Origin of the sequence: Rhodococcus sp. C3V, from assembly GCF_029269915.1 — a bacterium.
GTDB lineage: Bacteria > Actinomycetota > Actinomycetes > Mycobacteriales > Mycobacteriaceae > Rhodococcus_F > Rhodococcus_F qingshengii.
Map to the genome: position 1 here is coordinate 123,679 of NZ_JARJBE010000002.1, position 22,226 is coordinate 145,904.

19 protein-coding genes are annotated in these 22,226 nt (G+C 61.5%); 1 reads left to right on the plus strand and 18 read right to left on the minus strand.

What is annotated here, in order from left to right; all coding sequences use genetic code 11:
• Positions 1-92: 92 nt before the first annotated feature.
• Positions 93-1,520, minus strand: a complete 1,428-nt coding sequence (locus tag P3G66_RS05565; protein ID WP_047271399.1) for a hypothetical protein — start codon at positions 1,518-1,520, stop codon at positions 93-95.
• A 103-nt stretch (positions 1,521-1,623) separates the two neighbouring features.
• Positions 1,624-3,288: an alpha/beta-hydrolase family protein gene (locus P3G66_RS05570; protein WP_047271397.1), complete on the minus strand. Its 1,665-nt coding sequence runs from the start codon at positions 3,286-3,288 to the stop codon at positions 1,624-1,626.
• A gap of 234 nt (positions 3,289-3,522) precedes the next feature.
• Between P3G66_RS05570 and P3G66_RS05575 the strand changes: the two genes are divergently transcribed.
• Entirely contained in the window at positions 3,523-5,847 is a 2,325-nt protein-coding gene (locus P3G66_RS05575) for a LuxR C-terminal-related transcriptional regulator (protein ID WP_051720813.1), read from the plus strand.
• Positions 5,848-5,929: 82 nt separating this feature from the next.
• On the opposite strand, the gene P3G66_RS05580 is transcribed toward P3G66_RS05575, so the two are convergent.
• The 16 genes from P3G66_RS05580 to hypA all read right to left on the minus strand — a co-directional run bounded on the left by P3G66_RS05580 (position 5,930) and on the right by hypA (position 22,080).
• A complete protein-coding gene (locus tag P3G66_RS05580) occupies positions 5,930-7,747 on the minus strand; it encodes an ABC transporter ATP-binding protein/permease (RefSeq protein WP_276116301.1) in 1,818 nt (605 codons plus the stop codon).
• A 31-nt stretch (positions 7,748-7,778) separates the two neighbouring features.
• The gene (locus tag P3G66_RS05585) at positions 7,779-8,528 is read right to left on the minus strand and encodes a DUF6390 family protein (protein ID WP_276116302.1); all 750 of its coding nucleotides are present in this window, start codon (positions 8,526-8,528) and stop codon (positions 7,779-7,781) included.
• Positions 8,528-9,598: a hydrogenase expression/formation protein HypE gene (gene hypE, locus P3G66_RS05590; protein WP_058038669.1), complete on the minus strand. Its 1,071-nt coding sequence runs from the start codon at positions 9,596-9,598 to the stop codon at positions 8,528-8,530. Before hypE ends, P3G66_RS05585 begins: the two co-directional genes overlap by 1 nt.
• The gene (gene hypD, locus P3G66_RS05595; RefSeq protein ID WP_276116303.1) at positions 9,588-10,700 is read right to left on the minus strand and encodes a hydrogenase formation protein HypD; all 1,113 of its coding nucleotides are present in this window, start codon (positions 10,698-10,700) and stop codon (positions 9,588-9,590) included. Before hypD ends, hypE begins: the two co-directional genes overlap by 11 nt.
• On the minus strand, positions 10,697-10,996 hold the full coding sequence (locus P3G66_RS05600) for a HypC/HybG/HupF family hydrogenase formation chaperone (protein WP_003942168.1): 300 nt from the start codon (positions 10,994-10,996) through the stop codon (positions 10,697-10,699). The genes hypD and P3G66_RS05600 overlap by 4 nt, the downstream gene beginning before the upstream one ends.
• Positions 10,997-11,012: 16 nt before the next feature.
• Complete coding sequence (gene hypF, locus P3G66_RS05605; protein ID WP_073512266.1) at positions 11,013-13,301, minus strand: carbamoyltransferase HypF; 2,289 nt, start codon at positions 13,299-13,301, stop codon at positions 11,013-11,015.
• Positions 13,298-13,585, minus strand: a complete 288-nt coding sequence (locus P3G66_RS05610) for a HypC/HybG/HupF family hydrogenase formation chaperone (RefSeq protein ID WP_073512267.1) — start codon at positions 13,583-13,585, stop codon at positions 13,298-13,300. Before P3G66_RS05610 ends, hypF begins: the two co-directional genes overlap by 4 nt.
• Before the next feature lie 3 nt (positions 13,586-13,588).
• Entirely contained in the window at positions 13,589-14,083 is a 495-nt protein-coding gene (locus tag P3G66_RS05615) for a hydrogenase maturation protease (RefSeq protein ID WP_003942183.1), read from the minus strand.
• A 174-nt stretch (positions 14,084-14,257) separates the two neighbouring features.
• Positions 14,258-15,619: a hypothetical protein gene (locus P3G66_RS05620; protein ID WP_042450716.1), complete on the minus strand. Its 1,362-nt coding sequence runs from the start codon at positions 15,617-15,619 to the stop codon at positions 14,258-14,260.
• On the minus strand, positions 15,616-16,254 hold the full coding sequence (locus P3G66_RS05625) for a DUF6084 family protein (protein ID WP_276116304.1): 639 nt from the start codon (positions 16,252-16,254) through the stop codon (positions 15,616-15,618). Before P3G66_RS05625 ends, P3G66_RS05620 begins: the two co-directional genes overlap by 4 nt.
• Positions 16,251-16,871 carry a DUF5947 family protein gene (locus tag P3G66_RS05630; protein ID WP_042922570.1) on the minus strand — a complete coding sequence of 207 codons (621 nt, stop codon included), beginning with the start codon at positions 16,869-16,871 and terminating at the stop codon, positions 16,251-16,253. The genes P3G66_RS05625 and P3G66_RS05630 overlap by 4 nt, the downstream gene beginning before the upstream one ends.
• Positions 16,872-16,890: 19 nt before the next feature.
• Complete coding sequence (locus P3G66_RS05635; RefSeq protein ID WP_030535602.1) at positions 16,891-17,793, minus strand: NifU family protein; 903 nt, start codon at positions 17,791-17,793, stop codon at positions 16,891-16,893.
• Positions 17,794-17,796: 3 nt separating this feature from the next.
• A complete protein-coding gene (locus tag P3G66_RS05640; RefSeq protein ID WP_007735075.1) occupies positions 17,797-19,590 on the minus strand; it encodes a nickel-dependent hydrogenase large subunit in 1,794 nt (597 codons plus the stop codon).
• Positions 19,591-19,644: 54 nt separating this feature from the next.
• On the minus strand, positions 19,645-20,760 hold the full coding sequence (locus P3G66_RS05645) for a hydrogenase expression protein HypE (protein WP_256669892.1): 1,116 nt from the start codon (positions 20,758-20,760) through the stop codon (positions 19,645-19,647).
• Between the two features lie 181 nt (positions 20,761-20,941).
• Complete coding sequence (gene hypB / locus P3G66_RS05650) at positions 20,942-21,748, minus strand: hydrogenase nickel incorporation protein HypB (protein WP_042450725.1); 807 nt, start codon at positions 21,746-21,748, stop codon at positions 20,942-20,944.
• A 2-nt stretch (positions 21,749-21,750) separates the two neighbouring features.
• On the minus strand, positions 21,751-22,080 hold the full coding sequence (gene hypA, locus P3G66_RS05655; RefSeq protein ID WP_073512368.1) for a hydrogenase maturation nickel metallochaperone HypA: 330 nt from the start codon (positions 22,078-22,080) through the stop codon (positions 21,751-21,753).
• Positions 22,081-22,226: the final 146 nt, after the last annotated feature.

Consider the following 22,226-nt stretch of genomic DNA (forward strand, 5'->3'; position numbering starts at 1 on the left):
TGTCGGCTGCGCTCGCAGCAGAGCGCAGCCGACATCATCGAGGAGGATCACCAGACACAATCTCGAGTAGTGACCTCACGCGTAGGGACGGGTTACTTCGCGCAGCCACTGCCCTCGAACGCGAGCTTGGACGTATATTGCCCGTCCGGCAAATACTCTCCCATCACTGCCTTCTCGTCACCGGGCGTCTTGGTGTCGTGTGCAGCGTGGCTGAAGTCCTTGGCCGGCAGCATGTTCCGCATGATCAAGAGGGAATCGTCGGGATGCCCTGCGCCGTCACCGGCCGGCGAGAGCGAAAGCCATGACACCCCACATTCCTTCGTAGCGTTTGCGGGTCGGTCTTCAGGGAGCGACGCGACAATCGTGTAGCGACCATCCGCATCAGTGGCCATCTGCTCGTCGAACAGACACGTCGCTACCTTCGTCGTTGCCAGCGATTCATTGCTGCACATCGACCAGAACCGCATGTCGACTGCGCTGTCGAGATTCTTTGCGCCGCCTGTCGTCTTCGGAGTCCTCGGCAACTCTCCCCGAAGTACTAGAACTTCGCCGAACCCACGGTTGACTTCGGCGGTGACGTAGCTGTTGTCGATGTTGGAGTACTGCCCGCCCACCCGCTGGGGTGTGCCATCGCATTTGCCGAGATAGGTACAGCCGAGCGTGAACTCGGCGCTGTAGTACGCCCGCCAGACTGGTGTCTGCTCGGAAGGGAATGTCGCAGGCTTGCCCGGTTGGTCACGCAATGCCTTGTACGTGTCCAGCGACAGCGAAGCCGGCTTCAAGATTCCGTTGTCCGCACCGACCGCTGAACACAGATCCTGCCCGCGCAACACCTGACCACCGGAAAGGTGCAGCTCTGGCTCCGGCAGTCCAACGCCGCCGGTGAGATCACGCCCGTTGTCCGGCAGGTAGATGCGATAAAGCAGGCTTATCCGGTCCTGACCTGGCACACCGGCATACAAGGTGTTGGGTTTCGGCTCAACAGGCGAGGCCTCGTTGAGGACGGAAGCCGTGTACGACCTGGCACTTTCGTTCGATCGATCGGCACCGGGAAGATAGGTGTTGCGCGAACCTGCGTCGGGAGCTGTCGAAATGTCATTGAGGACGGCGGTCGGCATCGCGGTTGCTGCGTTGTACGAGTTCAACGACTGATAGCGCGCATGCGCATACTGCCCTCGGATAACCAACTCGGCGTTCTCGGGGATTGTGAACTGCGCAGCCCAGTAAATCGCCGCAGTGTCAGGAAAGGCGTAGTTGAGCTGTGGGTCCGCGCGCTCGGGATTGATCGGCACGGACCAGAAGCAGGTCGACACCGGATGCTCGACGTCCGGTCCGCCGGATCCGAAATCGACAGAACCAGATTCGGATCCGCTAGCCGAACCGGTTCCTGATCCGGATCCGCTCGACGAGCCGAAATCGACAGATCCGACCGCCGGCGCGGCAACCGCGGACCCAGCCCCGGCAAATACAGTGATCGCGCTCAGCGCCACCGCAGCTACGAGTGTTCTTGATGAATGCATCGCGCTCCTTGTTAGATAGCTGACAAACAGTGATAGAACGATCTAGAGCGAGTACTCCCGGTCCAACGACGAGAGACCGTCACGAGGTCCGCACTCCGCACTACTACTTGGTGGGTTGAAAGTCGTTCGTCAGAGCGCCGCGAATCGCGTCGGTGTCCGACTGAGACCAGTTGTCGGGGTGCAGGATCCGCGCCCACATGTCCGCCGCCTCGGCACCGTAGTTGTGCCCGTGACCTGGCGGAACGTCCGCCGAGAAGACCATGTCGAGTGTCACCTGCCAGAATGTCACGAACGGTATCCACGTCATTCCCGGATCGACATCACGGCCGAGAGGCTCGGCAAGCCAGTCCGGCTTGTTCAGAAGCAGGTCGAAAGACCACCAGACAATTGGGTCGCTGGCGTGCTGCCAGTACATGACGCGTGAGTCGTTCCACGGCGCATCCAGTTCGAGATCCTCCGGATAGGCAGCGAAACGAATCGACTGCCCGTCGTCGATCACCGGCACGGCTTCCCGTGAGCCGGAGTCACGACTGCTGGTGATCTCCTGCCATTGAGCGGTGAAGTTCGGAGTCCCCGACCACAACGCCCCATCCACCCGCGTCGCCATGTCCTGTGCTCCCGCGAACGCGGCCTGTCCCCCGTACGATCCGAGGCTCTCGCCGAAAACGACAAGCTTGGGGCGCTTGTCGAGCGGCAGATCGATCCACTTCGCATAGACAGAGTTGAACAGCGCCCGGCCTGCGGCCATCGGGGTTTCGCGATCGGCGATGAATGCCAAAGGGCTGGGAAGGAACGAGTACTGCATCGCCGCGATGGCGGTGTCGCCGCCCTGGACGTATTCGAAAGCGGACGCCACGTCGTCGTTCACCCAGCCGCGGCCGGTGGTGGTCACTACTGCCAGGACGGCACGGTCGAAGCCGCCGGTGCGCTCGAGTTCGTTGACGACCCGCTGCGCGACACCGTCGACGGAATCCGACGACTCACGGCCGGCGTACACGCGGATGGGTTGCTTCGCGTCCCGGCCGGTCAGCGCGGAAATCTGCACCGCAGACGGCCCGCTACCCATGAAAGTGCGACCCTCCTTGCCCAGCGAATCCCATGCCTCGGCAGACATGGGTGAACCACTGCGTTCGGCGATCAGAGGCTGGTCGATACCATCGGGCGTGTCGTTGTCCGCGCCGGAGAAACTCCAGTTCGCAAAAGCGATGAGCCCGTTGTAGAGGGCACCGTTGACGACGAAGATCGCCAACGCGAAGACGACGACCAAGCTCGCGACTTTCGCTGCTTCCTTGGGAACAAACCGCAGAGCAACGGCAGCGAGCCCTCTGGTGAGATACCGCAGACCACGACCCACCTCCAACAAGGTCAACCACACCACCAGCGAAATCAGCAGCACCAGAAGATAGTTCGCCCGGTTCACGCGAGGCGCCTCGACCAGATCACGGACGATCTGCTGCCACCACGAACCCAAGATCAGAAACAGAGGCACCAATATCACTGCCAGTACGGCGAGTACGGCCCAACCGATCCGCTTGGTCCGGTCCGACCATCTCGGTTCGACTCCGCATTTGCGGATCATCCACGCCACGCTCACACCGATGCCGTACCCGGTGGCGACGGAAATACCGGTTGCCACGCCCTGCAGGTACCACGCGCGCGGTAAGAGGGACGGGCTCATCGAGAGGACGAAAAACACCAGACCGAACGACAACCCGACCGAGTGCAGCGTCTTGCCGTAGCGCCGCACACCTTCCCACACACGTTTCATGCCCGAATCGTAAGTGCGCCAGAAAGATGAAATGCGCCTCTCATCCCTTTCGAATGAGGCGCGAACTACGTCGGTGGAAAGTGTTCGCTATTCCGCGTCATGCACCGAAAAGCTTCGACCCAACGGCAATCACGGACAAACACCGGTGGTGCGTTGACAGATTTCACACACGCGAGTCCGCGTACACTGTGTGGGGTCAATCCACTCAGCACGTACAAATTCGGCGCGATTCTCATGGCGGCAAAACGAGGAAACCTACCGATCGAACTGAGCAGTTTCGTCGGTCGCCGGTCCGAGGCCAAAGAAGTCCGACGCCTGCTGTCGGACTACCGGCTCGTGACCCTTACGGGCCTGGGTGGGGTCGGCAAAACCCGCTTAGCGCTCCGTGCCGCCGATGATTCCTCTCGTGCGTTCCCCGGGGGCGTCTGGTTCGTCGACTTCAGCGAACTGCGGGAGCCGGCACTTCTCGATCAGACGATTCTTGCCGCACTCGGAGTACAAGACCGATCTACGCGGTCACCGCGATCGGTACTGATCGGCCGTCTCGTCGACGAACGGGTCCTGCTTGTTCTGGACAATTGCGAACACCTCATCGGCTGGGTGGCCGACACCGCCGCCGAACTCCTCCGGTGCTGTGCCCGATTGGCACTTCTGGCGACCAGCCGAGAACCGCTCGACATTCCCGGCGAGATGGTATTACGGGTGCCGCCTCTGCGATTTCCCACCGAGGCGCCGTCGCCAACCGACACCCGTGATGGTGATGCGATGATGCTGTTCGAGCAGCGGGCACGTTCCTCCGTGACGGACTTCCGCATCACCAGCGAGAACAGCGCGGCTGTGGAGAAGATCGTCCGCCGGTTGGAAGGACTACCGCTGCCGATCGAGTTGGCGGCTGCCCGACTGAGGGCGATGTCGGTCGATCAGATCCTGCAAAAACTCGACGACCGCTTCCAACTGCTGACGCGGGGCAGCCGGAACGCTCCAGCGCGTCAACAAACGCTTGCACAGAGTATCGACTGGAGCTTCGATCTGTGTACGCCGCCGGAGAAGTCGTTGTGGGCGAACTCGAGCGTATTTGCGGGTAGCTTCGATCTCGGGTCCGTCGAAGGAATTCTCGCCGACGAAGCACAGAACGACGACTTGGGCGATCTCGTGATGTCCCTTGTCGACAAGTCGATCCTCATCCGTGAACAAAACGGCTCGTACGTCCGCTACCGCCTACTCGAGACTCTTCGCGACTACGGGCGTGAACTGGTGTCAGTCGACGAGTGGGTCTCGCTGCAGCGCAGGCACAGTGAGTGGTTCAGGCAACTCGTCTTCCGCGCCGGAGTCGACTGGACGGGGCCGCACCAAATCGACTGGATGACGCGGATCGACCGCGACTTACCCAACGTGCGCACCGCGTTGGAATTCGGTCTGACCGAACCCGACTCGGTCGAAGCCACATTGCGTACCGCAAGTGCCTTGCATGATTACTGGCTTGCACGTGGTCGATTCAACGAAGGTCGCTACTGGTTGGGTCGCGCCCTGGCCGAGGTGCCCGAACTGACCGAGGGCACTCTCGGTGAGGCGGTAGTCGAGGCCGCCGCGACAGGCGCACTGCTGGCAGCCCTCCAACGAGATATCGCTTCGGCGACAAGCATTGCCGAAGAGGCTCGGCGACAGGCCGAGATGCAGCGGAACGACGACGGTCGCATACTGGCGCGGTACACGCTCGGATTCGTCGCGGTCGCCGACGGCGATCTCGTGCGCGGCGCCGAGTACCTGGAGCAGGCTGTCGCGGCATTCCGGGCAAACGACGACATCGCCCGTCTGGTACCCGCGCTCTACTGGTTCGCCTTCGTGGTCGACGCACTCGGCGAAACTGACCGGGCTGCAAGTATTTACGAGGAGGAGTTGGCCCTCACCGAATCGCGCGGCGAAATCTTGTGGCGGTCGATGACGATGTCGGACTACGGATCCGCCCTATGGCGTCATGGCAACCACGCTCGCGGTATCGAGCTACTCGAAGATTCTCTCCGATTGCTGCGAGGGCTGGGTAACCAGTTCGGATGTGCATGGTGCCTCGAGGAAATCGCGTGGACGCTTGTCGACCGGGACGCAAAGCTGGCAGCCACACTGATGGGAGCTGCCAACACGCTGTTCACCGCCACGGGCAGCCCGATGGACACCTTCAGGAGCATGGTCCCGTACCACGAAAACAGCGTGACCGAGGCTCGTAACCGGCTCGGAGACAGGGTGTTTCAAACAGCATTCGATCATGGACGAGCTCTGACTCTCGACGACGCAGCGGCCCGCGCGCTGAGAGGGCAACCGCCCGGTGGATCACCGAAATCGGCGGCCGACGAAGTGCTGACTCCGCGGGAGCAGCAGGTGGCCGAACTCGTCGCACAGGGCCTGACAAACCGAGCAATCGCGGACAAGCTGGTCATTTCTCAGCGCACTGTCGACGGCCACGTCGATCACATACTGAACAAACTGGGGTACGGCTCGCGCACCAGGATTGCGGCCTGGGTGCTCCAGCGCACAAACGACTTCCGCAACCCTTCGACCTCGTGACGGTCGGTGTCTTCGATCGATCGCGGCGCGGCGGGTAACCCGGCCGAATCCTGTCGCAAGAATCCGACCGTCGAAAGTTTTCTCAGCCTTCGTGATCAGCGAGAGTCCAGTGTCCTGCACCGCGCAGTTCGAGTTGTCGATTGTGAAAAACGTCGAGAGTGCTGCGATGCCCGACGCTGACAATGATGCTGTCGGGCAGTTCACGGCGAAGGATGTCGTAGAGCGTGTACTCGAGGCCTTCGTCGATTCCGGATGTCGCCTCGTCGAGAAATGCGGTTCGCGGTCGGATCAGGAGGACTCGGGCGAACGCCAACCGTTGTTGTTCGCCCGGCGACAGAATTCGAGTCCAATCAGCCGGCTCGTCGAGCCGACCGATCAAATGTGCGAGATGCACCTCGGCGAGCGCGTCGTGGAGCCTGCGGTCGTCGAAGTCCGAGCGCCCGGTGTTCGGCTGACCTGAGGGCAACTGGTCCGGATATGCCAAACCCGCGCGCAGAGAACCCAATGGTAGGTATGGCCGTTGTGAGAGGAACAGGACGTCTCCGACCGGGGTGGTCACGGAACCGTTTGTGTACGGCCACAACTGCGCGATGCTGCGGAGCAGCGTGGTTTTGCCGCTACCCGACGGACCCTTCACCAGCAGTGCATCGCCGGGCCCCAGTGACATGTCGAGTTCGGAGATCAACGCCTCACCAACCGGCGTGCGCACGTCGAGTCCCCGAACAACCAAATGACTACCAGCGGAGAACGCGTCGAGCACGGGAAGTGCGCGGGCACGACGATTGGCATCGGCGAGCCCGGTCAAACGGATCAGTGTGGCCCGGAAACTTGCAAAATCGGCATAGGACTCTCGAAAGAACGACAACGAATTGTGCACCTGGCCGAATGCTTGAGCAGTTTGCATCACGTCGCCGAAAGTGATCTGCCCGCTGAACAATCGAGATCCCTGGACCAGAAACGGAAACACCACCGCTGTCTGATCCACTGCCAGATTGAAGCCACTGAACTTGAGCGTCCGGAAGACGATTGCCCACATATTGCGGATCACTGCAGCAAAACGTAGTCCGAGCGTGCGTCGTTCGACGTTCTCTCCGCGATAGAAGGCGATGCTTTCGCCGTACTCCCGTAGTCGAACCAACGCGTACCGGAAGGTGGCGCCGAGTTTCTCGTTCAAGAAGTTCAGCATGATCAAAGGCCGGCCGATCCAGAATGCGAGTGCCGTGGTCACCAACACGTAGATGTAGACGAGAAAGATCATCGCTCGCGGAATCTCGGCACCGAAAACAGTCAACGGCCCGGACAGATCCCACAGGATCTTGGTGAAGCTGACGATCGACACCATTGCGGCGACGGCGCCCATGGACAACGTGCGGGACGACGTCGCGAATGCGGTGATGTCTGCCTGAATACGTTGGTCCGGATTGTCGACGGGGTTCTCCAGGAAGTTTCCGCGATAGTAGGCGCGGCCGTCGAGCCAATCGTCGGTCAATGTGTCATTGAGCCAACTGCGCCAATTGATATCGAGTGTTTGGCCTACCAGGTAGACGACGAGTGAGCTAGCGACGTGGACTGCGGCCAATATCGCGAACACTCGCAGGTAGTGCCAGAAAGCGGTTTCGTCAAGGTTCTGAATGGCGTCGTAGAAATCCTTGTACCAGTACGAGAACAACACCGTCACGCGGACACCGAATATCGTGAGCAGCAGCAGTAACGCGAGAATCGACAGCGGAATGACGGTGCGCCGGGGATCGAAGTAGGGCCAAGCCATTCGCCGAAACTGGTTGCCCCAGACGGTATACCGAGCAAGCAGCAGCGCGGTGACGACGAGAACCACTACCGTGATCGCATATGCCTCTGCCAACCACAGTGCGCTGTCCGTTACCGCGCTACCCCAATTCACCGTAGCCTCCGTCCTGGAGGGGAACTGACGATCACATATCGGTCGACAGCATTCGGTTCGCGATCCGCAATCCCGAGTCTTCCGCGGCATCCAATGCACGTGATTGCTCTGCCGTTATCCTGTCGCACACCCAATCCCAGTGCATCGTCACCACAGCGCCGGGGACGGGCATCGCCGCAAGCGCGTTGCCCTCGACCCTCCACCGCACTCTCTGCGTTGCCGGTCGGCCGCGTGCGAGTTGCTCACCGTCGAACTCGAGCGGGGACGAAACCACCAATGCATGCTCCTCGCCGACATCCTCGACCACTCCCCATCTGATCCGGCAGTTCTGGAGGACGGACAGTGGGACCGCACCGCGCTTCCGAAGAAGCTTGACCCACGGATACACCAGAAATACGTGAAAACTGTGGTGCGCGAGCGCGCGGTCCCGACCCCCGAGGACGGGGAGGAACCCGGTGTTCTCGCGTTCACCGAATGCCCCCCTCAAGTGCTGTAACAACTTCCCCGAATCGAGAGAGCCGAGGAGATCACCTCCCACCCAATAGGCTTCGATCACTCGCGAATCCAGGGGGTCGTCGATGCCCGCTCCTACAGCCAATGCCTCGAGGTACGGCCACGCACCGTCGAATTGACGAGCGTGATCACGGTCGCCGCTGCCCGAGTTGCCGCTGGCCAGACGAAGCAGCACTGAAGGATCGTCGGGTCCGCAGTAACCCAACTCGTTCGGCGGATACGCGTAGCGGGCAAACAATGCCGGCCCGTTCATACCGACGGCAGTCATCAGCAGATCCGAGGAAGTTGTTCACCTGCCGGCAAATCCACTACCCGATTGCCTCCCAATGCCGTACGCGCCACCACCATTGTGCGATGTTCGGCCACGCACTCCCCGATCACGGCGGCTCCCACACTCAGTGGATTGCCGTGCATCGCTTCCAGAACCAGGGCGGCATCTTCGCGTGGAACGAAAGCGATCAACTTGCCCTCGTTTGCGACGTACAACGGATCCAAGCCGAGTAGCCCACAGGCGTCGCGCACGTCAGCGGGAATCGGCAGATCTCGCTCCACCAGCGCAACCCCGATGTTCGACGCCTGAGCGATCTCGTTGAGGGTCGCGGCGACTCCGCCCCGCGTAGGGTCGCGCAGGACGTGGATGTCGACACCGGTGGCAATCATGTCGGCCACCACGCCGTTCAGGGCCGCACAATCACTGCGCACTTCGGTCCCGAATTCGAGACCTTCGCGACAACTCATCACGGCCACGCCGTGAACGCCGATGTCGCCGCTGACGATCACGACGTCACCCACTTGTGCGCGAGTGGGGCTGATGTCCACCCCGTCTGCGACAATCCCGATTCCTGCGGTGTTGATGAAGACTCCGTCGCCGTGACCGGCATCGACGACCTTGGTATCACCTGTCACCAGCCGAACGCCGGCAACGTGCGCGGCCTCACCGAGCGCCTTCGCGATTCCCGCGATGTCGGTCAGTGCCGTCCCTTCTTCCAGGATGAATGCCGTCGACATCACCAATGGCTGCGCTCCAGTCATCGCCAGGTCGTTCACCGTTCCGTTGACAGCGAGATCGCCGATAGTTCCGCCGGGAAACACCATGGGTTTGACGACATACGAGTCGGTCGAGAACGCGAGCCGCACCCCGCCGACGTCGAATACGGCCGAGTCACCGAGTTCTGCATCGGCAGCGCTTCCGAACGAGGGCAGGAACAGGTGCTCGATGAGCTCGGCGGACATCGCTCCTCCACCACCGTGCCCCATGACGATGTTCGGCGAATCACGCAGCGGCAGTGGGCAGACCCACGCCGACAAGTCCACGACAGCGGTCTCCTCAGCCGGCATGACCCGCCTCCTGAAGTTCCAGGCGCCGGTACAGGTAGTACGCGGCGCACGCCCCCTCGGACGACACCATCGTGGCACCGAGCGGATTCCGCGGAGTGCATTCCTTCCCGAAGGCACTGCACTCGTGTGGCTTGATCAAACCTTGCAACACTTCTCCGGAACGGCAGACGCTCGACTCGTCAGTGTGGATATCGGTCACCGAAAAACGCTCTTCGGCATCAAAATACGCATACTTCGGTGCCAGCTGCCAACCGCTGTCCGGGATCGATCCGATGCCGCGCCACGTCCGGTCCGACACGGCGAACACATCCTCGAGCATCGCTTTCGCTGCGGTGTTGCCCTGCGCGGTGACGGCACGGGCGTAGGCATTTTCGACCTCGTATCGACCCGATTCCAACTGCAGCACCGTCTTTCGGATGCCCTCCAGCAGATCCAGCGGCTCGAATCCGGTGACGACGATCGGGACCTTGTACTTCTCGGCCAGCGCCGGGTACTCCGACGTTCCCATCACACTGCACACATGCCCGGCCGCCAGAAATGCCTGCACGCGGCACTCTGGCGAATCCATGATCGCGGCCATCGCCGGCGGGACCAGAACGTGCGAAACGAGTAGCGAGAAGTTCTCGATACCCAGGCGATTGGCCTGATAGACGGTCATGGCGTTGGCCGGCGCGGTGGTCTCGAATCCGATCCCGAAGAACACCACTTGCCGGCTCGGATTCTCCTTGGCAATAGTCAGTGCATCCAACGGTGAGTACACCACCCGCACGTCACCGCCGGCGCTCTTGATGCGGAACAGATCCGACGAACTCCCCGGAACTCGCAACATGTCCCCGAAGGAGCAGAAAATGACATCGGGTCTTGCCGCGATTTCGAGAGCTTTGTCGATGATCTCGAGCGGGGTGACACAGACCGGGCATCCGGGTCCGTGGATCATCTCGATCTGTTGGGGAAGTAATTGATCGATGCCGTGTCTGATGATCGAATGTGTCTGACCACCACACACTTCCATGATCGCCCATCGCCGTGTGGCCAGCGCACGGATCTGATCCAGCAGTTTGCCGGCCAGTTCCGGATCGGAGAACTCGTCCAGATATTTCATGATTCCGTCTCCTTCGGTTCGATCCCCGCGGCCCGGGCAGCCCTTTCGAACCCGTCACCGAATTCCTCTTCCAGTACGCCGAGGTGCTCGAATTCCGCCAGCGTGCTGCGAGCGGATTCCTCGTCGAGTCGCTGGATGGCAAATCCGACGTGCACCACGACGTACTCGCCGACTTGGGCGCCCGGAATGTACTCGAGGCACACTTCTTTTCGGACGCCACCGAAGTTCACCACCGACATCGTCGTTCCGTCGCGTTCCTCCAGGGACTCGATACGTCCCGGTACGGCTAGGCACATGACACAACTCCTGACCTCATGACGAACTCCCCACCAGCACTTGGCCGTAGGCGAGACCGCCGTCGTTCGGCGGCAACTCCAGTCCTGTCAACGGCGTGAATCCAGCGTCTGAGAGCAGAGCACACGCCCGAACGAGCAGTAGAGGGTTCTGAAAGACACCTCCGGTGAGTACTACCTCGTCCACTCCCGCCAGTTCCCGGCCACGAATTGCCCACTCGAGCACCAGGTGCGCTACGGATTCGTGGAAACGGGCGCCGATCACTTCAGCGGGCAACTTCTCCCGGAGATCGCGGACAACAGCCCGAATGACCGACCGCGGATCTGCTGTCCACGAATCGTCGTCCGACTGCGTCCAATCGAAGGTGTACCGCGAACCAGCGCTGTCGACTCCCCTCGACACCCCCTCCAACTCGATGGCAGCCTGCGCTTCGTAGTCGACCCTCTGTCGGACCCCGGTCAGCGAGGAGACTGCGTCGAACAACCGCCCCATGCTGGAGGTGTCCACGCACCCGAAACCGGTTTCCATCTGGTGAAGTAGGACCGACTGCTCTCGGGGCGGACAGGCTGCCACGGGCGCGAGGTCGGATTCCCAGTCCAACCCGGCATGCCACAGGTGGGCGAGCGCCATTCGGTACGGCCGTTCCACTCCGGCATCGCCCCCGGGCAGCAGTACGTATCTCAGATGCGCGAGACGGCGATAACCCTTGTACGTCGCCAGCAGTAGTTCCCCTCCCCACACTGCGCCGTCCGCCCCGTAGCCGGTGCCGTCGAACGCTATTCCGAGAACTGGTTCGCTCCCGTCCCGGCCGTTCTCCCCCATCACGGAAGCCACATGTGCGTGGTGATGCCCGACGATGCGCACCGGTCGGTCGCCACTACGACTGCGAGCCCAAGAAGACGAGCGATATCGAGGATGTTCGTCACAGGCAATCTGGTGCGGCACTACTCCCGTGATCGATTCGAAGTGACTCTCCGAGGCAGCAAAACCGTCGATAACAGCGAGATCGCCCATGTCTCCGATGTGCTGACTCGGCCAGACATACGCACCCTCGGCAAGACAAAAGGTGTTCTTCAGGTCGGCCCCGACCGCCAAGGTGGGCGGTAGATCGAACGGCGCCGTGACGGGCAGCGGTGCATATCCGCGCGAGCGACGAAGCACCTGTCTTCCACTGCCGACTATTCGCATCACCGAGTCGTCACACGGCATCAAGATCGGACGGTTGTGGGTCAACACCCCGTCGGCCAGGTCACCCAATCGTTCGAGATCGTTGTCGGAGTACAGAATCGGCTCACCGCCGATGTTCGCCGATGTCATGACCAACACCGCTGGGCCCGCCTCTTCTCCGGCCAAACCCAGAAGAAGATGCTGAATCGGGTTGTAGGCCAGCATGATTCCGATATCCGGAATGCCGGGGGCAATCAAGGGGGAAAGCGCGTATCCAGACGCTTTGGCAACCAGCACAATCGGGCGCTCGCGCGAGGACATGGCATCAGCCTCGGCATCCCCGACCACACCCAACTCTCCGGCTTCTGGCACATCGCGCACCATCACCGCCAACGGCTTGCTTGCTCGATGCTTGCGTTCACGCAACTCGTGAACCGCGCGGTCGTCGCGGGCATCACAAGCCAGGTGAAATCCTCCGATTCCCTTGACAGCAAGAATCTTCCCGTCTCGCAGTAGGGATCGGGCTCGTAGCAGTGCACCCTCACCGGTCACGGCGGGCGCGTCCCCTTCCACGAACGATAGCGTTGGACCGCACTGCGGGCAGGCAATCGGTTGCGCATGAAACCGGCGGTCGGAGGGATCCACGTACTCCGCCGCACAGTTCGCGCACAACGGGAATCGCTTCATCGTCGTAGCGGCCCGGTCGTAGGGCAGCGATTCGATGATCGTGAATCGCGGACCGCAGTTGGTGCAGGTGATGAATGGATGACGATATCGCCGATCGCTCGGATCAGTCAGTTCCCGGAGGCAGTCGTCGCAGATCCCGACATCCGCCGGCGCCAAGGTTCGCCCGACCGACCCCGCATCCGTCTCGACTATGCGAAACCCCTCACGACCAACCGGCCGCGAGTCCTCGCGCTCTACCGACTCCACCCGTGCCAGCGGTGGGGGGCGGTTTCGCACCCGAGCGACAAATGCATCGATTGTCTCTCCGTCGCCTTCGACGTCGATCACGACACCGAGAGCAGAATTTCCCACCGAACCCGACAGTCCCAGTTCGGTGGCGGTCGCATGGACGAACGGCCGGAAGCCCACCCCCTGGACTACGCCTCGAACGATGACACGGCAGGCGATCTTCATGTCCCGACCTCGCCGTTACCAGTATCGGAGTCGACTACCTCACCGTCGTGGCCACCACGGCCCATCAGTTCGAGGCCGGCCCGAGCGTGGCGAGCTCCCTGCTCGTCGACCTTCTCGACTGCAAAGCCCATGTGGATCACCACCCAGTCACCTGCCGTGATGGTGCCTTCGTCGAGCATTCCGATGTTGACCTTGCGTGGTGCCCCCTCCACGTCGACGAGAGCGAGTTGACCTCCGTATCCGTCCAGTAGTTCGCGTACCCGTCCCGGAATCCCCAGACACATGACTCACACCTCCGGCCCCAGTGTGGTGGCATCACAGTCCACGTCGATGGACCGGACGAGTGCCAGCACCGCCGAAGCGGCTTGCCCTACCGAATCACGCATCTCCGCACTCAATCCGATTCCGTCGCCGATCGATTTCGCATGTGCCCCCACCACGAACGTCCGCGGGAGTGTTCCGCCGAGGGCCTGCAGGCTGGCAAACACCGAACTCGGATGCATCGAGTGCGCGTCGAAACCTCCTTGCGGGCCTTCACTTTCGGGGTCCACTTCGATGATCGCGAGCTTGCCCGGAACTCCGGTCGCCGGTAAGGCATCGATCAGGACCAGGGCGTCCCACGACTCCAACAAGTCGTACGCCAGATGCACGCCCCGAATCCCGTAGTCGACCAGGCGAGCTCCCGATGGGAGATTCTCATGCTGCAGCGCCCGAACAACTTCGGGGCCGAATCCGTCGTCTTCGAGAAAAATGTTTCCGACACCTGCAATCAGCACGCGCACAGCGCTTTACATCTTTCGCATTCGCAGATAGCGCTGGATGTCCGGCATCGACACCACCAGGACGATCGCGGCTGCGATCGCGGTGGCGCCGAGAAGTGCCGTCGACAGCAATCCCATGCTCCTCATGGCGAGTTCTCCTCTCGATAGCTGTGAAGTTCGATACCTGTGAGTACGTCACGCGCTGTCGCGCGGCATCGGCTCTATCTCGTCCGGCGCGAAGTACAGGTAGCGGCCGTACCAGTTGTGCAGATCGGCGGCCGGATCGTCCAACAGTGTCACCCCAACATGAATGTCGCCGTCCACGTCTTCATGAATGGTGGCGACGTGGGCGATCCGGCCGTCGAAGAACAGGTCCTGAGCATCAGCGCGGCGTGAGGGGTGGAGCCGAACCGTACTTCCACCAGAGACACGGACGCCGTTGATCAGAACTGCGTCGGTGCGTGGTTGAACACTGGTGTCGGCTTCCGGGGTCCACCAGTCCACACCGTCAGGCACCTCGGGTATCAGATCAGAACCGGCATTCGAATCTCGCAGCACGCCGTGCAGGCCGGCTAGATCGTCGTCCGTCAATCGCTCACATCGGTCGATGATGTCGGCAGCTCTGGAGTCGGTAGCTCGCGCCCGCGCCTTTTCCTCGTCGGTCATGGCAAGGATTCTCAGGGTGAGAATTTCGTCGATCTCGGTCGAGTCGAAGAGAGATCCCTCGCTCTGCGGCGCAATCTCGGGAAAGTCGTACAGGATGATCGGTGACACCAGAACGGTGGGCGATGTGCCAGGGTGAGTGGGGTTCTCGGTCCCCGCAAGCACCGGATAACAGCGATTTTGCCGCAACTGCTCCGAGTGATCTGCTTCTTCGAACAACGACAGGAACCTCGAGCCTGTGCAGTTCACAATGACGTGAGTCCCCAGCATCGATTGCGCGGTGGCCGTGCCCTTGTCCCGTGCGTCGACGCTCGTGGCGTTCATGATCTCCACCGAAATCACCGTGCGTCCGTCCCCGGCGGAGGCGCTCACCGCCAAGAGGCCATTCACCGGAAGCCGTGTCCGAATGATCCGTCCGACCACCCTGCCCCGAGAGTCCGACAGAGTCTCTCCTTCGACAACTCCGGCCGCACAGAAGGTTTCTTGGACGCCGGCCTCGAGTTCGTCCAGACCCCACGGACCCAACACGATCTCGGACTCGGTGGCTTCGTCCCACGAGATGGACTCCCGCTCGTCGACTACCAACCGATCGACCGGGATCCACGCCCCGCCGGCGCCGAGTCGTTCAACCGTCCGCGACTGGTGGTGCAGAAATCTCACAGTCGCAGTCACTTCGACGCCGTTCCGCTCGAATTCGCCGAGCAGACATTGCGCGGACATCGACGGTTCCTCGCCGACTCCGACCTCGGCGGCGCCGGGCGGTCCGAGAACCCCGAACTGCCAACGGGATTGATTCTTCGCCGAGCCGGCCCGGTAGGGATAGAGAAGATATCCCTCGTACAGGACGGCGTCGGCCACGGCCCGAACGTCGTGATCCATCCCCGTTCGAGTCATCGCGGCACCTGGCTCGCCGTCAGCAACTGCCGCACGGCTGAATCGAGGTCCGTGAGGCCGTGCGCTGCCTTGAACCGCACGAGATCGGCAATCGTCTCATGGTCGAGGCGTACCCAACCAGACGCCGGATAATGCGCAGCCATCAGCTGTTTCCACACGTCGACCGGCAATTCGTAGGTAGCAGATCTGTCCCACGGGATCTGCTGCACGGAGAAACCACGCGGTCCGTCGGTGAATACCGTGCCGCTCAGTAGAACCACGATCGGAATCGTTCCGTCTCCGAGTGCGTGCATGTACTTCGACGCCGTCACCGAGAAGTCGTACGTACACGCCATGGGCAAGGCCGCGACCGTTGTTCCGGTGAATCCTTGAACGACCGTGGAACATTCCATCCACAGGAAGGTGCGCAGCGTACTCGACCAACGCTCCCGCGGACCGAAGAGATCGCGCAGACCTTCGCCTTCGGCGTCGGAGTACGGTCGGCGGTGTGGTTCGATTCGTACCTGCGCGCGCAGAGCCACCGCACGGACGGTCGTGCCGGTGGATTCCGACATTCTCAATTTCACCGTCAGATTCGGCGTAACCGCGTACGGTTCCACCTCCATGTTGTCGATCGAGAAGTCGAGAACAGTCATGCCGACCTGCTTCGCGCCTCGACGCGCCCGAAGAACTCGTCCACTGCGCGTGCGGCATCCTGGCCACCGTCGAATCCGCGCCACACGGTGCGCAATCGTCCCACCAGTTCGTAACAGGCGTCGATGGGAACAACGAAGCATCTCGGCGATTGTCCTGACGTGGGCACCGACACGATCAACGCCTCGACGTCGGCCCGCATCTGCGCGAGCCCCGGATTCTCCTCGAGCACAGTCTCGAACGAGTCGATGGGCAACTCGGATTCGGTAGCTCCGGCCGGTCCCGGATAGAAGACTATGTACTTGTCGAGGAGTGAGTTGCGGAAGAAGAATGCCAGGCCGACGGGGATTTCCAGAGACTCCCACCGGCCAGGGCCGAGGTCGAAGTCCGGAAACTCGAGGTACCGATCGGGAACCGCTTTGTATCGAAGGTCCGCGTCGACCGGTGCAAAGAGTAGATAGCACGGTCGGCACACGCACATCAGGCTCCGGACCTGTACGTCCACGACGTGCTGGTGTTCGTCGCCTATGCCCGCCGCACACATCTCACACCTCGGTCCGGTCGGAACGACACGCGACGAGGCGATTCGTGTGAGCACCTCTCCCACAGTGACTTTCATGACGGGGCTGCGTTCACGGCTAGGTCACCGGTATCACAGACTCGTCAGCAAGCGCGACCGAGAGCACTCCGTCGCGAATCAGCACCGGCACAGGCGCCAGGTGCTCGGAGCCGGTGCCCACCCGCGCTCCCGCCCCGTACACACTGAAGTGGGCAGAGCACGTCGGACAGGTGAGGACAGCGGCGTCTCGGGCAGGACGGCCCATCATGCGTTCGAGCACAGCCCCCGCCATCGAGTGCTCACACACCGGGCAATGGTCGCGATACGCGTACAGATCGTCACCGGAGCGGCAGACCAACAGATCGGTGCCCGACACGCGGAAGCCCGCGACCTCTCCCACCTCGACTTCGGCGAATTCGGGGACCTCCACCCAGTGCGTACCTCCCCCGTCGGCGTGAACGTGCGAGAACAGGGACTCGACCGAAATCACACCCGACTTCAGCTCGTGCGAATCCGGTGTTTCGACATCGATTCCGGTGGTCTCGGGTGCCGCCGCCTGCACCGCGTCCTGGACCGCGGTTTCGAGGGTCACCGAGGACGAAGGGCAACTGTTACAGCTTCCGAGAAGCCGTAGTCGCACCACGCCGTCCGCCACCTCGATCAGTTCGACGTCGCCTCCGTGCGAACCGAGGTACGGACGCACGCTGTCGAGCGCAGTGCGGACGCGGGTCTCCACGTCGTGCGGGTGAAGTCCGTGCACCAGTAGCAGGCTGGACACCAGATCGTCGCGAACCATCGCATCCATCGTGGCCGGATCTGCCAGAGCGACGGTGCGTTCGAGTGCTGCGCCGTACAACTGCACGACTTCACGCACCAGTTGCTCGGCGCGATCTCTCGCCACCGGGCCTGCGCCGGCGTTGGCCTGCAACAACGTCTCGATGCGCTCACCTGCTCCGCGCCAGTAGTCGGCCGATTGCTCCATCGATCACTCCCCGGTCACGGACTGCGTCGGAGAGTGCAACTTCTCCAGGGTCTTGCCACCGCCGAGATACATGTGAACACCACACGGCAGGCAGGGATCGAAACTACGCACGGTCCGCATGATGTCGATGCCCTTGAAGTGGTCTCGATCGTTCTCCTCGAAGATCGGCTGACCCTGCACGGCATCCTCGTACGGACCGGGGGTTCCGTAGCTGTCGCGCGGGCTCGCATTCCACGGTGTCGGTGGGTACGGGTGATAGTTCGCGATTTTTCCGTCACGAATCACCATGTGGTGTGAGAGAACTCCGCGGACGGCTTCGGTGAATCCGCAACCGATACCCTCGTCCGGGACCTCGAACGACTCCCACGTCTTGGTCCGGCCGGCCCGGATCTCGACAAGCGCCTTCTCGGCGAAATGAAGGGCAGCCGCGGCTGCGTATGCCTGGAAATACGTTCGCGCGCGGTTTCTTTCGAGGGTATTGCTGCCATGTTCGGGAATCTTCCACTCGAGCGAGACAGGACCCTTCAGTGCTGTTTTCGGAAGATTGATCTTCACACTGTGTCCGGTCGACTCCAGGTATCCGATGTCGACCAGGCCGGCCAGAGCGGTGCTCCACAGACGAGCCAATGCTCCCCCGCCCGTGTCCAGAGCAAGGTTGTCTTTTCCGTCGAACCATCGCGGTGACATGACCCAGCTGTACTTGTCCTCAAGGTTCCGCTTCTGCGGGTGGGGGTTGGTGTGCTGATTCCACGGGTGCCTGCGATCGACCGGGTTACCCAGCGGATCGGTTTTGACGAACATCTCCTGATCACTCCAGTCCTCGTAATACGAGGAGCCCAGCATGATTCGGATACCGAGGTTGATGTCCACCAGATCCGTGGTGACCAACTTTCCGTCGACAACCACACCGGGAGTGACAAACATCTTCCGGCCCCAGTCGGTCATGTCCTTGTAGGAGAAATTGCAGTACTCGGGGTCTTGGAACGATCCCCAACAACCCAGCAGGGTCCGCCGCAGGCCAACCTTTTCGTAACCAGGCATCGCCTGGTAGAAGAAGTCGAACAGGTCGTCGTGCATCGGCACGACCTTCTTCATGAATTCGACGTACCGCATCAGCCGCGACATGTAGTCCGTCATCAGTTCGATCGTCGCGACGGTGCCGACGCCGCCGGGATAGAGCGTCGACGGGTGAACGTGCCTTCCCTCCATCAAGCAGAACATTTCGCGAGTCGAACGCGAGACTTGCAACGCTTCGCGATAGAACTCACCCGTGAACGGGTTGAGAGTCCGCATGATGTCCGCGATCGTGCGATACCCGTGCTGCTCCTCGTGCGGGCAGCGCGTGTTCTCTGCCTGCGCCAGCACACCGGGATTCGTCTCGGAGACCATCTTCTCGCAGTAGTCGACGGCGACAAGATTCTCTTGAAAGATGTTGTGGTCGAACATGTACTCGGCGGCCTCGCCGAGATTGACGATCCACTCGCCCAGATGCGGCGGCTTGACGCCGTACGCCATGTTCTGTGCGTAGCACGAGCATGTGGCGTGATTGTCACCGCAGATGCCGCAGATACGACTGGTGATGAAATGCGCGTCGCGCGGGTCCTTCCCCTTCATGAACAGGGAATACCCACGAAAGATCGACGACGTGCTGTGACACTCCACCACTTCGCGATTGGCGAAGTCGATCTTGGTGTAGATACCCAGACTGCCGACGATTCGGGTGATGGGGTCCCACGCCATCTCGACAAGACCGTCGCGGTCTGCAGTCGAGGTGGGTTCGGGAACGATGGCCGTCATTGCAGTGCCTCCCAGAGACGTTGCTCACGAACTGATTTGAATGTATCCGGTCGGTCACCACGTACGCGTTGCACCAGTGAGTAATTTCGACCCGCGCTCGCGCCAGTGCGGTTCCTTGTCCAACGTGTTTCCGGTGATCCGGCGGAGACTGTGGATCACGGACCCGTACATTCCCACCGCATTGGTGGAGAGTTTGCCGCCAGGTGGTTCATCCATGAACGGCATGAACTTGTCGGGGAATCCCGGCATCGTGCACCCGATGCAGATCCCGCCGACATTAGGACACCCGCCGACTCCGTTGATCCAACCACGTTTGGGGACATTGCATTTCACGACCGGTCCCCAACATCCGAGTTTGACGATGCACTTCGGTGACCCGTACTCCGTCGCGAACTCACCCTGCTCGTAGTACCCACCACGGTCACAGCCCTCGTGTACGGTGGCACCGAAAAGCCACTGCGGGCGCAGGGATTCGTCCAAGGGAATCATCGGCGCCTGATCAGTGGTCATGTACAGAAGGTAGGTCAGGGTCTCGGAGAGGTTGTCCGGCTGAATGGGACACCCGGGAACGCAGACGATCGGGATGCCCGCCTTCGATTTCCAGGTCCACCCGAGATAGTCCGGCACGCCCATCGCACCGGTCGGATTGCCGGCCATCGCATGTATGCCGCCGTAGGTCGCGCACGTACCGACCGCAACTACCGCAGTGGCTTTCGGTGCCAGCTTGTCGAGCCATTCGCTCGTGGTGACCGGTTGGCCGGTTTCGCGATTGTTCCCGAAGCCGCACCAATACCCCTCGTCGTGAAGTTTCTCGTTCGGTATCGATCCTTCGACGACAAGAACAAAGGGTTCCAGTTCTCCGCGGTCGGCTTTCCAAAACCACTCCAGGAAATCGTCAGCGCCACCCTGCGGTCCGCATTCGAAGTCGATGAGCGGCCAATGAACCGCTACCTGCGGCAGGCCGGGCAAGGCGCCGAGCGCGATCTCCTCGATACTGGGTTGCGTGGCTGCAGTGAGCGCCACCGAATCTCCGTCGCAACTGAGACCGGCATTGATCCACAGCACGTGGATCAGAGTTTCTTCCGCTTTGGCCGCTGCGCTTGCGGGGGTAGCTGCGCTTTCGGAGGCAGGTTCCGCCGTGGTGCCAGCAGTCGATTTTTGTGTGTCCATGTCAGCCGCTTTCACGGGTGCACTTGCGCCTTGACTCTCAGCGCCGCGACTGGCCTGACACGCTATGGCCTCAAGACTCTGTGGCCTCGAATTGCCGCGGCACCGAAACGCTGACGCCACCGGAGTCGAACCTCGGCCCACTTGCGTGGCACCCACTCATTTCATTAACTACCCGAGCAGATCAGTTGTCAACGGCCACCGGAGAAATCGCCGAACGACTACCGATCCACTCGTACCACTCGTCCATGCCCTCACCTGTCGTGGCAGACAAAACAACAACGCGCACAGCAGGATTGAGTATTCTCGCCTGCTCGACGCAGGCATCGACGTCGAACTCGACGTATGGGAGCAAGTCGATCTTGTTGATCACCACGAGGTCCGCGACAGCGAAGATGTGTGGGTACTTTTTCGGCTTGTCTGCCCCCTCCGGCGTCGAAATTAGGACAACCTTGCCTTCCTCGCCGAGGTCGAAGAGCGCGGGGCACACCAGGTTTCCGACGTTTTCGATCAGAAGCAGCGATTCTTCAGCGGGATCCAAGGCGCGCAGTGCGCGGTCGATCATCGCGGCATCGAGGTGACATCCGGCCCCGGTATTCACCTGCACCACCGACGCGCCGGTCTCTCGGATCCGCTCGGCGTCGAGCCGGGTTTCCTGGTCACCTTCGATCACGGCTATCGGTCGCTGACATCCGAGCTCCCGGATAGTTCGCGCCAGCAATGTCGTCTTCCCCGCGCCGGGGGAACTCATGATGTTGAGCGCCGTGATTCGGCGGCTCCGCATCCACTGACGATTGTGAACCGCAATGCCGTCGTTCTTGGCGAGCACCTGTTGCTCGAGAATCACGGTGTGGTCGGGGTGGCCGTGCTCATGGTCGTGCTCGTGACCGTGCCCGTGCCCGTGACCGTCGTGTTCCTGCTCGTGTTCTCCATCTGCGACTACCGACACCCGAGGTCCTGTGGTGTCCCCGCACCCACACGTCGCGCACATGCTCAGCTCACTTCCATCGACAGGATCCGTAACTCTCGGCCGGCAAGCACCTCGACATCAGCACTGCCGCATTCACACAGCAAGAACATGTCGGGCGGCGAGAACATCACGCCGCAGCTTTTGCATCGCGCGCTGGTTGCAATCTCATCGATGTGCAAGCTGGCACCTTCGGCGTGAGTACCCGCGGTGACGACGTCGAAGCAGAACAGCAGAGAGTGTGGAACCACCGCGCAGAGTTGCCCTACTTCAAGCCGCACGCTCGATACTCGTCGCTCGCCGGCACGCTCACACACGGCTTCGACCACACTCTGCGCAATGGACAGCTCGTGCACGGTGAAACCCACGATTCGTGATCCGGAAACCTCCCTTCCACGATAAGCACCAACGGTCGTTGTGCGTAACCCGTACACGAAAACAGGCTGCGATCCGCAACTAATTGCGGATCGCAGCCTGTGACAGCGTTATTCGTGTGACGAAC